At 65.2% G+C, this 14,132-nt stretch carries 11 protein-coding genes and 2 tRNA genes; 4 read left to right on the top strand and 9 right to left on the bottom strand.

The genetic code is table 11. The features are described from left to right. The 4 genes from Q0S71_RS27150 to Q0S71_RS27135 all read right to left on the bottom strand — a co-directional run. A partial coding sequence (locus tag Q0S71_RS27150; protein WP_296002872.1) for an efflux RND transporter permease subunit occupies positions 1 to 3,163 on the bottom strand: 3,163 nt, incomplete at its 3' end. Between the two features lie 15 nt (positions 3,164 to 3,178). Beyond that, on the bottom strand, positions 3,179 to 4,426 hold the full coding sequence (locus tag Q0S71_RS27145) for an efflux RND transporter periplasmic adaptor subunit (protein ID WP_296002869.1): 1,248 nt from the start codon (positions 4,424 to 4,426) through the stop codon (positions 3,179 to 3,181). Between the two features lie 136 nt (positions 4,427 to 4,562). Next, positions 4,563 to 5,444, bottom strand: coding sequence for an alpha/beta hydrolase (locus Q0S71_RS27140; RefSeq protein WP_296002867.1), 882 nt, complete (start codon positions 5,442 to 5,444; stop codon positions 4,563 to 4,565). After that, positions 5,441 to 5,638 (bottom strand): hypothetical protein, encoded by a 198-nt coding sequence (locus Q0S71_RS27135; protein ID WP_296002864.1) that lies wholly within the window; start codon positions 5,636 to 5,638, stop codon positions 5,441 to 5,443. Before Q0S71_RS27135 ends, Q0S71_RS27140 begins: the two co-directional genes overlap by 4 nt. Before the next feature lie 189 nt (positions 5,639 to 5,827). Between Q0S71_RS27135 and Q0S71_RS27130 the strand changes: the two genes are divergently transcribed. Together Q0S71_RS27130 and Q0S71_RS27125 are read left to right on the top strand one after the other, a co-directional pair. Then, entirely contained in the window at positions 5,828 to 6,781 is a 954-nt protein-coding gene (locus tag Q0S71_RS27130; RefSeq protein WP_296002861.1) for a LysR family transcriptional regulator, read from the top strand. Continuing rightward, positions 6,778 to 7,734 carry a D-2-hydroxyacid dehydrogenase gene (locus Q0S71_RS27125; RefSeq protein ID WP_296002860.1) on the top strand — a complete coding sequence of 319 codons (957 nt, stop codon included), beginning with the start codon at positions 6,778 to 6,780 and terminating at the stop codon, positions 7,732 to 7,734. The genes Q0S71_RS27130 and Q0S71_RS27125 overlap by 4 nt, the downstream gene beginning before the upstream one ends. A gap of 22 nt (positions 7,735 to 7,756) precedes the next feature. Here the strand turns inward: Q0S71_RS27125 and Q0S71_RS27120 are convergent, their stop codons facing one another. The 5 genes from Q0S71_RS27120 to Q0S71_RS27100 form a co-directional block, all read right to left on the bottom strand. Beyond that, positions 7,757 to 8,902, bottom strand: a complete 1,146-nt coding sequence (locus Q0S71_RS27120; RefSeq protein WP_296002857.1) for an alpha-hydroxy acid oxidase — start codon at positions 8,900 to 8,902, stop codon at positions 7,757 to 7,759. Between the two features lie 86 nt (positions 8,903 to 8,988). After that, on the bottom strand, positions 8,989 to 9,312 hold the full coding sequence (locus Q0S71_RS27115; RefSeq protein ID WP_296002855.1) for a hypothetical protein: 324 nt from the start codon (positions 9,310 to 9,312) through the stop codon (positions 8,989 to 8,991). Positions 9,313 to 9,538: 226 nt separating this feature from the next. Continuing rightward, positions 9,539 to 9,615 (bottom strand) — tRNA-Arg (locus Q0S71_RS27110). A 191-nt stretch (positions 9,616 to 9,806) separates the two neighbouring features. Further along, a tRNA-Arg gene (locus Q0S71_RS27105) sits at positions 9,807 to 9,883 on the bottom strand. Positions 9,884 to 10,090: 207 nt separating this feature from the next. Continuing rightward, positions 10,091 to 10,321 (bottom strand): hypothetical protein, encoded by a 231-nt coding sequence (locus Q0S71_RS27100; protein ID WP_296002853.1) that lies wholly within the window; start codon positions 10,319 to 10,321, stop codon positions 10,091 to 10,093. Between the two features lie 294 nt (positions 10,322 to 10,615). On the opposite strand from Q0S71_RS27100, the gene Q0S71_RS27095 reads away from it, so the two are divergent. Beyond that, complete coding sequence (locus tag Q0S71_RS27095) at positions 10,616 to 11,446, top strand: response regulator (RefSeq protein WP_296002850.1); 831 nt, start codon at positions 10,616 to 10,618, stop codon at positions 11,444 to 11,446. A 119-nt stretch (positions 11,447 to 11,565) separates the two neighbouring features. Then, the coding region (locus tag Q0S71_RS27090; RefSeq protein ID WP_296002847.1) for an ATP-binding protein at positions 11,566 to 14,132 on the top strand (2,567 nt) is incomplete at its 3' end.

Raw genomic sequence — 14,132 nt, 5'->3', positions numbered from 1 at the left:
CCGGGGCGAGCAGTGGACCCACTTTCTTGTTGCGGTCCAAATATTGGGCCAGCGTGCGCATCAGTACATAGAACACCGGTGTCAGGAACAGGCCGAAGAAGGTCACGCCCAGCATGCCGGCGAACACCGCCACGCCCATGGCGTGACGCATCTCGGCGCCGGCACCGTGCGAGAACACCAGCGGCACCACGCCCATGATGAAGGCGATCGACGTCATCAAAATCGGACGCAGACGCAGACGGCACGATTCGAGCGCCGCTTGCACCACGGTGCGGCCATGGTGTTCGAGTTCGCGGGCGAATTCGACGATCAGAATCGCATTCTTCGACGCCAGCCCCACCAGCACGAACAGCGCGATCTGGGTGAAGACGTTGTTGTCGCCGTGGGTCAGCTTCACGCCAATCAGCGCGCACAGGATGGACATCGGCACGATCAGGATCACGGCCAGCGGCAGCGTCCAGCTTTCGTATTGCGCGGCCAGCACCAGGAACACCAGCAGCACGCACAAGGGGAACACATAAATCATCGTGTTACCGGACAGGATGTCCTGATATACCAGCTCGGTCCATTCGTAGGTGATGCCGGTCGGCAGCACCTCGTTGGCGATCTTGGTCAGCTCGGCCTGGGCTTCGCCGGTCGATACACCGGGAGCCGGCGCGCCGTTCATTTCAGCCGACACGTAGGCGTTGTAGCGCTGCACGCGGTCCGGGCCATAGCTGTCCTTGACGCGCATCAGCGACGACAAAGGAATCATCTCGCCCTTGTTGTTGCGTACTTTCAGCTGGGCGATGTCCTGGGCGTGCGAACGGAACTGCTGGTCGGCCTGGACCCGCACCTGATAGGTACGGCCGAACTGGTTGAAGTCGTTCACGTACAGCGAACCGAGGTTGATCTGCAAGGTCTGGTAGATCGTCGTCAGCGGCACGCCCAATTGCTTGGCCTTGGCGCGGTCGATGTCGGCGAACAGCTGCGGCACGTTGATCTGGAAGCTGGAGAACACGCCCGCCAGTTTCGGATTTTGCCAGGCCTTCATCTGCACCGCTTGCACGGCCTTGTTCAACTCGTCGTAACCGAGGTTGCCACGGTCTTCGATCATCATCTTGAAGCCGCCCGTGGTGCCGAGGCCATTGACCGGCGGCGGCGGGAACACCATGATGAAGGCGTCCTGCACCACGCCCATGCGCTTGTTGATTTCAGCGGCGATGGCTTCGCCCGATTCGCTGGCCTTGGTGCGTTCGGCCGACGGCTTGAGCGAGGCGAACACGATGCCGGCGTTCGGCGCGTTGGTGAAGCCGTTGATCGACAGACCCGGGAAGGCGATCGACGATTCCACGCCCGGCACGTCCATGGCGATCTTGGACATGCGACGGATCACGGTTTCGGTGCGGTCGAGCGAGGCGGCGTCGGGCAGTTGCGCGAAGCCGATCAGGTAGCCCTTGTCGGCCGGCGGCACGAAGCCCGGCGGCACGATCTTGAACATGAAACCGGCGGCCACGGCCAGCACGGCATAGATCAGCACCGAACCGCCTTTGCGGCGCAGCACGCCGGTCACGCCTTTTTCATAGTTGTTCGACGCGCGGCCGAAGAAGCGGTTGAACCAGGCGAAGAAGCGGCCGAAGACGGTGTCCATGATGCGGGTCAGGCCGTCTTTCGGCGCGTCGTGCGGTTTCAGCAGCGAGGCCGCCAGCGCGGGCGCCAGGGTCAGCGAGCTGAATGCCGAGATCACGGTCGAAATCGCGATGGTCAGGGCGAACTGCTTGTAGAACTGGCCGGACAGGCCGGACACGAAGGCGATCGGCACGAACACGGCGCACAGCACCAGGGCGATGGCGATGATCGGACCACTTACCTCTTTCATGGCCTGGATGGTCGCTTCGCGCGGCGCCAGGCCGTTGGCGATATTGCGCTCGACGTTTTCGACCACCACGATGGCATCATCGACGACGATACCGATGGCCAGCACCAGGCCGAACAGCGACAGCGTGTTGATCGAGAAGCCGAAGCCCAGCATCACGGCGAAGGTGCCGACGATGGAGACGGGAACGGCCAGCAGCGGGATGATGGAGGCGCGCCACGTTTGCAGGAACACGATGACGACCAGCGCCACCAGGATGATGGCCTCGACCAGCGTGTGGATGACCGCCTCGATCGATTCGCTGACGAACTGCGTCGGGTCGTACACGACCTGGTAGGTCATGCCTTCCGGGAAGCTCTTGGCCAGGTCGGCCATCTTGGCGCGCACGTCGTGCGACAGTTGCAGCGCGTTGGCGTGCGGCGCCTCGAAAATCGGAATCGCCACGGCGGATTTATTGTTCAGCAGCGAACGCAGGGCGTAGGAGTTCGAGCCCATTTCCAGGCGCGCCACGTCCTTCAGCAAGGTCAGGGCGCCGTCGGCGTTGGTCTTGACGATGATGTTGCCGAATTCCTCGGGCGTCTGCAAACGGCCTTGCGTGTTGACGGTCAGCTGGAAGTCGGCGTCCTTGGTCGGACCCTGGCCGACCACGCCGGCCGCCACTTGGACGTTCTGCTCGCGGATGGAGTCGACGACGTCGGTCGCCGTCAGGCCGCGGGCGGCCACTTTTTGCGGATCGAGCCAGACGCGCATGGCGTAGTCGCCGGAACCGAACAGCTGGACTTCGCCCATGCCGTTCAGGCGCGCCAGCTGGTCCTTGACGTTCAGGACCGCGTAGTTGCGCAGATAGAGGTCGTCGTAACGGCCGCTGGGCGATTGCAGGTGGACCACCATGGTCAAGTTAGGCGAGGTCTTGACGGTGGTGACGCCGATCTGGCGCACCTCGTCCGGCAGGCGCGGCAGCGCGCGCTGGACGCGGTTTTGCACTTCCGTTTCGGCCTGTTCGACGTTGGTGCCGATCTTGAAGGTCACGGTCAGCGCCATGGCGCCGTCGGAGGTGTTTTGCGAGGACATGTAGAGCATGCCTTCGACGCCGTTGATCTGCTCTTCGAGCGGAGCGGCGACGGTTTCGGCGATGATCTTCGGATTGGCGCCCGGGTACTGCGCGCGCACCACCACCGATGGCGGCACCACGTCCGGGTATTCCGAGATCGGCAGCATGAAGATCGAGATCAGGCCGGCGACGAAAATGATGATCGATAAGACCGCCGCGAAAATCGGCTTATCGACAAAGAAGCGTGAAATATTCATCGTAGGTGTTCCTTATTACTTGGAGGTCGAGGCCGAGGCAACAGCTACCTTGGCGTCTTTGGCTTCTGGCTTGGCGGCGGGCTTGGCTTCGGGAGCGGCCGGATCGAAGTCCATCGCGACGATTTGCGGCGTGATCGGCGCGCCCGGGTGGACCCGCTGCAGGCCGTTGACGACGATTTTCTCGCCCGGCTTCAAGCCGTCGCGCACCACGCGCATGCCGTCGATGATCTGGCCCAGCGTGACGGCGCGGTATTCGGCCTTGTTGTCGGCGCCGACCACGAACACGAACTTGCGGTTCTGGTCGGTGCCGATGGCGCGTTCGTTGATGACGATGGCCGTGGTCTGGGCGCCGGCGCCGGCGCCGGTGCCGATCTGCACACGCGCGAACAGGCCGGGCACGAGCACGTTGTCGGTGTTGGCGAAGGTGGCGCGCATGCGCACGCTGCCGCTGCGGGCGTCGAGCTGGTTGTCGACGAATTCGAGCTTGCCTTCGTGCGGGAAGCCCGTTTCATTGGCCAGGCCGACCTTGACGACGACCGGCTCGCCCTTCTGGGCCTGGGCGCCGACGCGCAGGAAAGTGTCTTCGTCGCCGTCGAAGCTGGCGTAGATGCGGTCGGTGGAAACCACCGAGCTGAGGATGGCGCTCGGGTCGACCAGGTTGCCGAGCGTGATTTCGGCCTTGCTGACGCGGCCGTTGATCGGCGAAGTGACCTGGGTGTAGCTCAGGTTCAGCTTGGCCGTGTCGTACTGGGCGACGGCGGCGCGGACGTTGGCGTCGAGCTCCTTCATGCCGGAGGCTTTTTCATCGTATTCGCGCTGGGCGATGGCTTTGTCGGCCAGCAGTTTTTCCGAGCGGGCCAGTTCGATCTTGGCCAAGTCGCCCTTGGCGCGGGCCGAACCGACGGCCGCTTCGGCGCGGTTCACTTCGGCTTGATACGGGCGCGGGTCGATCACGAACAGCACATCGCCCTTCTTGACGATGCCGCCCGGCTTGAAGTTCACTTCGGTGATGAAGCCGCCGACGCGGGCGCGGATGTCGACGTGGTCGATGGCTTCGAGGCGGCCCGAGAATTCCTGGGTTTCGGTGATGGTTTTTGGGGCCACGACGGCGGCCGAGACCGGAGGACCGCCGGCGGCGGCCGATGCGGCCGGTTTACCGGTGGCCGAATCGCAGCCGGCGAGGCTGAACGCGGCCAGTCCCGCCAGTGCCAGCGCGGCGACCAGCGGTCGAGCGGCGGCGTTCAATTGTTCAATGTTTTTCATGTTAATCCCTTTTTTGTATGAAAATTATTAATGAATTTGGCGAGACGGGCGGCATCCGCCGAAATGCGGGACGAGTGCAGCCCAACGCCTTCGATGAGGCGTTTTTCACGTTGACTACGGTAGGGTGGAGTCCCTTTCAGGCTGGCGGCGTCTCGTGCCTGTCCAGTCCAGCGATGAAGCTGGCGATTTCTCCGAGCGCGACGACTTTACACGCGCATTCGTAACGACCATCGGTCTCGTTCAGCGGCGCGGGCGGCAGCCGGCTGACGGTGGTCTTGATGCCGCAAGCGATCAGCTTGGCGCCATATTGTTCGGCCTCGTCGCGCAGGGGATCGTCTTCGGCGGACATGATCAGCGCCGGCGGCAGGTTTTTCAGCCGGCTCGATTGCAGCGGCGACGCGTAGGGGTGGGTGCGGTCGGAGGCGTGCGGCAGATAGCCACGGTAGCCGGCGGCGCAGGCGTCGGCCACTTCGACCATTTCGCGCGCGGCCGGCAGTTCGCGCATCGAGCCGGTGGTCAGGCCCGGATCGAGCATCGGCATAATCAGGATCTGTCCGGCCAGCGCCGGGCCGCCGCGGTCGCGCGCCATCAGCGTGCAGACGGCGGCCAGGTTGGCGCCCGCTTCGACGCCGGCCACCAGCAGCTGCTTGCCGCTCCAACCGAGTTTGCCCTTGTTCTTTTTGGCCCACAGCAGCACGGCGTGGGCGTCTTCCACCGCCGCCGGGAACGGGCGCACGGTGGCCAGCGTGTAGGTGCTGGCCAGGATCGCCAGGCCCGGGCTGTCGCTGGCCTGGTGGCGCAAGAACAGGTCGGCGCCTTCGAGGTCGCCGCCGACGAAACCGCCCGTGTGGAAGAACACCATCAGCGTATCGCGCTTGGCGCCGGGCGCGCCGGCCGAGTACAGCCGCGCCGCCAACGGCGTTTCCGCGCCGCGCACTTCCAGGTCGCGCACCTTGAGGTCGGCCGCCAGCGGGCGCACCTGCGCCAGGGCGGCGGCGATGGCCGGGGTCATCGTCATTGTTGCGCGGTCTCGGCCACGGTGGCGGAAGCGGCGAGCGACAGCAGCGTGACCGCTTGCACCCGGCTCGAATGGGCGGGCAGCGCATCGCTGCGCACCACCTGGGTCAGCGCGTGGCTGCCCCTGGCCTCCGACTGCGCCGTGTGGGTGTAGGCGTCCGTGTACACGATGCCGGCCATGGCAAGCGAACTCAATACGAGCGCGATTGTTGCAACGATTCCATCTCGATGACCCATGACGACCTCCCCCTGAACTTTCCTGTAAATAACTGATTGAGTCTGCAATCCATGCTGCAATACAACAATCATAATCTTGAACTACAATCTGATAAATAGGGCAATGTCGAATTGATTGTTCAGAATACCGAACAATGGGAAGGAAAAATGAATAAACTGCAAGCGATGGAGGTATTTGTCCAGGTGGTCGACGCCGGCGGCTTCACGCGCGCGGCCGAGCACATGCAACTGCCCAAGGCCACCGTGTCGACGCTGATCCAGTCGCTGGAGACGGCGCTGGCCGTCAAGCTGTTGCACCGGACCACGCGCCAGGTCAGCGTGACGGCCGACGGCGCCGCCTATTACGAACGCTGCCTGCGGATTTTGTCGGACGTGCGCGAGGCCGAGGAATCGCTGTCGCGCACCCGCCTCAGTCCCGCCGGCCGGCTGCGAGTGGACGCGCCGACCGGCCTGGCGGCCGAAATCCTGGTGCCCGCCCTGCCCGACTTTTTCGAGCGCTATCCCGACATCCAGCTGGAAATGGGATGCAGCGACCGCACCATCGACCTGATCGAGGAAGGCGTCGATTGCGCGGTGCGCGGCGGCGTGCTGGGCGACTCCAGCCTGATCGCGCGCCGCGTCGGCATCCTGCACTTCGTGACGTGCGCCTCGCCCGACTATCTGGCGCGCTACGGCCGGCCCACGCACCCGAACGAATTGCCGCGCCACCGCTGCGTGAACTATTTCAATTCGCGCACCGGTAAAATCTACGACTGGGACTTCACGCGCGAAGGCGAGCGCTTGCAGGTGCCGCTGCCCGGCGTCATCGCCGTCAACGACAGCAACGCCTACGTGGCGGCCGGGCTGGCGGGCCTGGGCATCATGCAGATGACGACCTTCATGCTCGAACCGCTGCTGGCCGACGGCCGGCTCGAAGTGGTGCTGCCGGACTGGATCTCCGATCCGCTGCCGGTGCACGTGGTGTATCCGCAAAACCGCCACCTGTCGGCCAAGGTGCGCGTGTTCGTCGAGTGGGTCGCCGAACTGTTCGCCAACCATCCCGGCATGCAGCTGCCCAAGGGCCGGCCGCCGCGTGCCATGCCACTCGAGGTGACTATATGAGTATCGTGCAGAACATCGTCTTTCTGGACCGCGACAGCCTGATCGCCAATGTGCGCCGGCCCGCGTTCGCCCACGCCTGGACCGAATACGCGGCGACGGCCGCCGGCGAGGCGGTGGCGCGGCTGCGCGACGCCACCATCGCCATCACCAACAAGGTGCCCTTGCGCGCGGCCGACCTGGCGCGGCTGCCGCAATTGAAGATGATCGCGGTGGCCGCCACCGGCACCGACATCGTCGACCTGGCGGCGTGCCGCGAGCGCGGCATCGTGGTCGCGAACATCCGTCACTACGCCGTCCACACGCTGCCCGAACATGTGCTGGCGCTGATGCTCGCGCTGCGCCGCAACCTGATCGCCTACCGCGCCGACATCGAGGCCGGCGCGTGGCAGACCTCGGCGCGCTTCTGCCTCCTCGACCATCCGATCGCGGATTTGGCCGGCAGCCGTTTGGGCCTGGTGGGATATGGCGCGCTGGGGCAGTCGGTGGCGCGGCTGGGACGCGCCTTCGGCATGGAAGTGTGCGTATATACCCGTTCCGAGGTCGCCGACGCGCAGGTACGCCAGGTCGGCTGGGACGAGCTGCTGGAGACGTCGGACGTCATCAGCCTGCACCTGCCGCTGAACGGGCAGACCCGCAATCTGATCGGCGCCGCCGAACTGGCGCGCATGAAGCCATCGGCGCTGCTGATCAACACCGCGCGCGGCGGCCTGGTGGACGAGGCGGCGCTGGCGCATGCGCTCACGCACGGCGTCATCGCCGGCGCCGGATTCGACGTGCTGACCCAGGAGCCGCCGCCGGCCGACAACGCGCTGCTCAATCTGCGCCTGCCCAATTTCATCCTCACGCCGCACACCGCGTGGGCCAGCGCGCAAGCCATGCAGGTGCTGGCCGATCAGCTGATCGACAACGTCGAAGCGTGGGCGGCGGGCGCGCCCCGCAACGTGGTCGGGTAACGTGTGAACGCCGGCGCGCGGTTTAGAAAGTCCCCGGCAGCAGGATGTTTTTATCGACTTGCGTGACGTCGCGCAGGCCGCAAAACGCCATCGTCAAATCGAGTTCGTTGCGGATGATCTCCAGGCAGGTGCTGACGCCCCGCTCGCCCATCGCACCGAGGCCGTACAGGAAGGGGCGGCCGATGTAGACGCCTTTGGCGCCCAGCGCCAGCGCCTTGATGACGTCCTGACCGGAGCGGATGCCGCCGTCCATATGCACTTCGATGTCGCCGCCGACGCGGTCGACGATGGCCGGCAGCGCGCCGATCGACGACTGCGCGCCATCGAGCTGGCGGCCGCCGTGGTTGGACACGATCAGAGCATCGGCGCCGCTTTCCACGGCCAGGCGCGCATCTTCCGCGTCCATGATGCCCTTGATGATTAACTTGCCGCCCCAGCGCCGCTTGATCCACTCGACATCCTGCCACGACAGGCTCAGGTCGAACTGCTGGCTGGTCCACGCCGACAGCGACGACATGTCCGACACCGATGTCGCGTGGCCGACGATGTTGCCGAAGCCGCGACGTTGCGTGCCCAGCATGCCGAGACACCAGCGCGGCTTGGTCGCCATGTTGAGCAGGTTGGGCAGCGTCAGTTTCGGCGGCGCCGACAGGCCGTTGCGCAAATCTTTATGGCGCTGGCCCAGCACCTGCAAGTCCAGCGTCAACACCAGCGCCGAGCAACGCGCGGCCTTGGCGCGGTCGATCAGGCGGTTGATGAATTCGCGGTCCTTCATCACATACAGCTGGAACCAGAACGGCGCGCTGGTGTGGGCCGCGACATCTTCGATGGAGCAGATACTCATGGTCGACAGCGTGAACGGCACGCCGAATTTCTCGGCGGCGCGCGCGGCCAGGATTTCGCCGTCGGCGTGCTGCATGCCGGTCAGGCCGGTCGGCGCCAGCGCCACCGGCATCGCCACCGGCAGGCCGACCATGGCGCTGGCCAGCGTGCGGTTTTCCAGGTTGACGGCGACGCGCTGGCGGAATTTGATTTTTTCAAAGTCGCTTTGATTGGCGCGGTAAGTCGATTCGGTCCAGGAGCCGGCGTCGGCGTAATCGTAAAACATGCGCGGCACGCGCTTTTGGGCCAGCACGCGCAAGTCTTCTATTGTGGTGATGATGGTCATGCACACTCCCGGTCGACGATGCTGCAAATCATCGGTTATTTCACGGGAAATGCCAACAGGAATGTGGGCAAGGCTGCTTGAGCCAGTCAGCGGGCGTGACTGTACAGCTGGAACATCGCAAACTGCAAACCGGCCAGGGAAAAGAACAGCGTCATTCCCATGCCCAGCACCCAATTGCGGATACTCTGCACTGCTTGCTGCAAATCTTCCTTCGTCGAGTAATGACTGAGCTCTTCCTTGTTGGCCACGTGCTCGAGTTTGACTTGAATGGTTTGCAGTTCAAGCCCCACTTTGGTTTCAAGCAGCCGCAAATCTTCCTTGCTCGCCAGACGGGAGACGACATCGCCCAAATGCGTCCTGGTGACGTAATTGGCGCGGATTTCCTCGACGATATCGACCAGCATGTCCATCCGATACTCCTGTATCGAAGTGCGTACATTGAGATTGTCATCATTTGCCATATACGTCCCCATGTCAAGCAAGCTGGTTCGCAAAAAGGAAGACCACGTGCCAGTGTAGTCCGGGCGCGCACGCCGGAAAATACCTGATTGAAGATGGGATGACGCAGATCACAGAACGCAATCCGGCGCTGAAATAGAAAAAGGGGTTAGATCTTTCGATCTAACCCCGATATTCTGGTGCGGCTGGCAGGAATTGAACCCACGACCCCTTGGTTCGTAGCCAAGTACTCTATCCAACTGAGCTACAGCCGCGAAAGACAAGATTATAGCAGGGGTTTTTCAATTCGCCAAGGGCGCAAAATGAAACCTGCAATCGGCCCGCGCACTGCCCGGCAGCGACTGAACCAGCACGCCATCGCCGCGGAGGAAATTTTCCACCCCGCCGTGCGCGCCATAGCAAAAAGACCTGAAGATCGCTCTTCAGGCCTTTCACTTACGAATTTTGGTGCGGCTGGCAGGAATTGAACCCACGACCCCTTGGTTCGTAGCCAAGTACTCTATCCAACTGAGCTACAGCCGCGAAAGCAATATTATAACGCGTTTATTTCACTTTGGAAAGCTCGATTTTTTCAACCGATGATTTGATTTTCTAGTTTTCACTATCGAATCAAACACTTACCCTCGTAAATCCATGCGCCTTGTGCTTCTTTCAGAAGGCTTGCCCTCCGAAAGAAGCAAGATTATAGGGAGATTAATCCGGCTTGTCCAGTGTCGCGTGCGGCAATTTTTAATCGACGCCGAATTCGGCCGCCGCCTTGGCCGCCCACAGCGCTTCCTTGTACGAGGGATGCGGCGCGTCGTAGCTGTCGACGTGGCCGTCGCGGCCGACGAACTTGATCCACCAGCCGCCCCCTTCGGCGACGATGGCGATGTCGCCCGCGCGGCACTGCTTGCTCAGCGCCTCGCCGTCGTCCAGCACCACGATATTGACTTTTCGATGTCTGAGTACGGTCGCCATGGACGCTCCAGTATGAACCCGGGGCCCCTAGTGTATACGGCTGCGCGGGCCATGGCGCAAATATCCCCCTTCATTCATGATAGTGATTTCCATCATCACGAATAAAAACTGGCTTTCCTTTGAGCATTGCCGCATGATGTTTCTGTCTCCTCTATTCTCCTCCAAGGAAATAGATTCAGCCCGCTTTCAACAGCGGGCTTTTTTTTGTCCGCGTGGCGGCGCATCAATATCCAAAAAGAAATTATCCCGCCATTTGGTGTAGCATTCCAACATCCTCCTATCACTGTCACACCGATGCCTAGCGATCACAGCGTCAAGCCGCCCACCGCCACCGACTGGTCGCGCACCAGCCTGGGCGATCCCGCTGGCTGGCCCGGCGGCCTGCGCCTGACGGTCGACATCATGCTCAACGCACCGCTGGCGATGCTGCTGATGTGGGGCCGGCAGCAAGTCATGGTCTTCAATACCGCGTACGTCGAACTGAGCGGCACAGCCACGCTGCGCGCGCCCGGCGGCAAGGTGCCGGCCATGCTGCCGCCGGCGTGGAGCTGGAATCCGGCCGCGATCGCCGCCGCCTGGGATGGCCGCGGCAGCCAGTTCCCCGGCCAGGTGCTGCCGCTGTGGCGCGACGGCGCCTTGCAGCACCAGCGCCTCGACCTGTATTACACGCCGCTGCGCGATGACGCTGGCGAAGTGGCCGGCATCCTGTGCGCGCTGGCCCCGGCCACGACGGTGCCGGCGTCGCCCACCGCCGCCGCGCTCGACATCCTGGTGGTCGAAGACAATGCCGACGCCCGCTATCTGGCTTGCGAGATGTTGCGCGCCCTGGGCCACCGGGTGCATGCCGCCGGCACCGGCGAGCAGGCGCTGCCGGCATTGACCGGGCGGCGCCACGATGTGTTGTTCAGCGACGTCAGCCTGCCCGGCATGTCCGGCGTCGAACTGGCGCGGCTGGCCCTGGCGCGCCAGCCGGATTTGCAGATCATCTTCGCTTCCGGCCACAGCCGCCAACTGACCCAGCACCTGGAGTTCCCCGCCGTCGCGCTGCAGAAACCTTACGACGTCGAGCAGCTGCAAGCCGGCCTCGAAGCTGTCAGCGCGCGCCTACGCGCGGCCGGGACCTAGTCCCACAGCGGGAAACGCCAACGGTGTGAGGCCGTGGCGGCGTGCGGCACTACAATAAGTGGCGGTTGATGCAATTTGCGCGGCCGCCCCGATGAGAGCCGTTACGGCACCAAACACAGATGACCTCCCCTATCCAGCGCCCCGCCCGCACCAAGGCCGACACCCCGCCGCCGCTGCCCGCCCCGCTCCTGCCGGACAGCGCCTTGCGCGCCTTACTCGACAGCATCACCGACGGCTTGGTCAGCATCGACCAGCGCTGGCGCATCCACTATCTGAATGGCCAAGCCGATGCCCTGCTGGGCGCCACCGCGCGGTCCGACGCGCCGACGCCGGGGCAGTCGCTGTGGCAGCGCTACCCTGGCCTGCAGGGGACGGCGTTCGAGGCCCAGCTGCGGCTGGCCCAGCTGCGCCAGAAAACCATCGCCTTCGACTATCACGACGTGGCCCGCCAGTGCTGGCTCGACGTGCGCGCCTACCCGGCGGCCGGCGGCCTGACCTGTTATCTGCACGATGCCACCCAACGCAAGAACGCCGAGCACGCGCTGCGGGCCAGCGCCAGCCGGCTGCAAGTGGCGCTCGAAGCGGGCCAGCTCGGCGACTGGCTGTGGGACGCGGCCAGCAACACCATCACGCTGGGCCGCCGCGCCGCCGCGCTGTTCGAATTGCCGCACGACCGGCCGCTGAGCTGGTCCGCCCTGCGCGAGCGGGTGCTGCCGGCCGACCGCGAACCGGCCCGCCGCGCCTTTCGCCGGGCCTGGGCCCAACGCGCCGACTTCCATGTCGAATGCCGGGTGCTGCGCCGCAACGGCGCGCAGCGCTGGCTGTCGCTGGTCGGCCACGGCCACTTCGGCGAGGGCCAGGTCCGCCCCGGCGTGGCCGGCATGCATGGCATGAGTGGCATCAACAGCATGAGCGGCATGAGCGGCATGAGCGGCATGGTGCAGGACATCAGCGCGCGCAAGGCCGCCGACGATGCGTTGCGCCGAAGCGAGGAGGAGTTGCGCGCGCTGGCCGACTCGATTCCGCAACTGGCCTGGATCGCCGCCGTCGACGGCAAGATGGTCTGGTTTAACCGCCGCTGGTACGACTACACGGGCCTGACGCCGGAACAGTCGAGCATCGAGACCCGGCTGTCGGTGTACGACCCCGACTGCATGCCGGCCATGCTGGCGCGCTGGCAAGCGTCGCTGCGCAGCGGCCAGCCCTTCGACATGGAGTTTCCGATCCGCGGCGCCGACGGCCAGTTCCGCTGGTTTTTAACGCGCGCCAATCCGGTGCGCGACCGCGACGGCCAGCTGCTGCGCTGGTTCGGCACCAGCACCGACGTCGACCAGGTCAAGCGCGCCCAGGAAGCGCTGCGCGACGAGAGCCACATCCTTGAATTGCTCAACCGCACCGGCGCCGCGCTGGCGTCGACGCGCGAGCTGCACCTGCTGTTGCAGCAAGTGATAGACGCCGCCACCGACATCAGTGGCGCGCGCTGGGGCCTGCTGCGCTACCGCGACAGCAACGCGGACCCGGCCGGCGCGGCGTTGACGCTGCACGCGCCGACGTCGTTGCCGCCGGCCGTGGCCGTATCGCTGGGCCGCCGCTTCGACACCGTGCTGGCCGACGGCGCCCGCGGCCCGGCCGTCGACACGGCCGTGCGCCGCGGCGACTGGTCCGTCACGGACGGCGCGCACGGCGGCGCGACCCGGGCTGGCGCGGCCGAGGCCGGGGCCGGGGCCGACACCGAGGCCGACCAGGCCGGCGCCGCGCCCTTGCGCAGCTATCTGACGGTGCCGGTGCTGTCGCGCGGCGGCGCCGTGGTCGGCCAGCTCTGCCTGGGCCACCCGGCGCCCGGCCACTTCAGCGAGCGCAGCGAACGCATCGTCGGCGGCATCGCGGCGCAGGCCGCCGTCGCCATCGACAACGCCTGTTTGCACCGGGCCGAACGGCTGGCCGCCGAGGAGCGCAAGGTCCTGCTCGACAGCGAACGCCACGCCCGCGCCGAGGCCGAGCGCAACAGCCAGATGAAGGATGACTTCATGGCCACGCTGTCGCACGAGCTGCGCACGCCGCTGACGGCCATCCTCGGCTGGGCCCAGATGTTGCGGCGCGGCAGCCGCGACCAGGCCGACCTCGAACGCGGCCTGCTGACCATAGAACGCAACGCCCGCGCCCAGGCCAAGCTGATCGACGACCTGCTCGACATGAACCGCATCAGCGCCGGCCTGGTGCAGCTCGACATGCGCGTGATGTCGCCGCTGACCGTCATCGAGGCGGCGCTGGAGACGGTGCGGCCGGCCGCCCGGGCCAAGCAAATCCGCATCGAGCGCGACTTCGCCGCGCCCGACGCGCTGGTGGCGGCCGATCCGGTCCGCCTCCAGCAAATCCTGTGGAATTTGCTGGCCAACGCGCTCAAGTTCACGCCCCCCGACGGCACCGTGCAGGTGGCCGTGCACAGCGCCGACGGCCAGCTTGAAATCGCCGTCAGCGACAATGGCATCGGCATCGGCGCCGACTTCCTCGGCCACGTGTTCGACCGCTTCCGCCAGGCCGACGCCTCGGCCACGCGGCCGCACGGCGGCCTCGGACTCGGCCTGGCCATCGTGCGCCGCCTCGTCGAGCAGCACGGCGGCACGGTGACGGCGGCCAGCGCCGGCGCCGGCCTTGGCGCCCGCTTCGCCGTGCGCCTGCCGCTGGC

The sequence above is a fragment of the Rugamonas sp. genome (assembly GCF_025354735.1).
GTDB lineage: Bacteria > Pseudomonadota > Gammaproteobacteria > Burkholderiales > Burkholderiaceae_D > Rugamonas.
Note: the sequence above shows the minus strand (reverse complement) of the source record. Positions and strands in the feature narration are given on the sequence as shown.

Bases quoted from the DNA above. Each gene is read 5' to 3' on its own strand.
- Q0S71_RS27145 (WP_296002869.1), bottom strand. From the start codon at position 4,426: ATGAAAAACATTGAACAATTGAACGCCGCCGCTCGACCGCTGGTCGCC.
- Q0S71_RS27140 (WP_296002867.1), bottom strand. From the start codon at position 5,444: ATGACGATGACCCCGGCCATCGCCGCCGCCCTGGCGCAGGTGCGCCCG.
- Q0S71_RS27130 (WP_296002861.1), top strand. From the start codon at position 5,828: ATGAATAAACTGCAAGCGATGGAGGTATTTGTCCAGGTGGTCGACGCC.
- Q0S71_RS27125 (WP_296002860.1), top strand. From the start codon at position 6,778: ATGAGTATCGTGCAGAACATCGTCTTTCTGGACCGCGACAGCCTGATC.
- Q0S71_RS27120 (WP_296002857.1), bottom strand. From the start codon at position 8,902: ATGACCATCATCACCACAATAGAAGACTTGCGCGTGCTGGCCCAAAAG.
- Q0S71_RS27115 (WP_296002855.1), bottom strand. From the start codon at position 9,312: ATGGACATGCTGGTCGATATCGTCGAGGAAATCCGCGCCAATTACGTC.
- Q0S71_RS27100 (WP_296002853.1), bottom strand. From the start codon at position 10,321: ATGGCGACCGTACTCAGACATCGAAAAGTCAATATCGTGGTGCTGGAC.
- Q0S71_RS27095 (WP_296002850.1), top strand. From the start codon at position 10,616: ATGCCTAGCGATCACAGCGTCAAGCCGCCCACCGCCACCGACTGGTCG.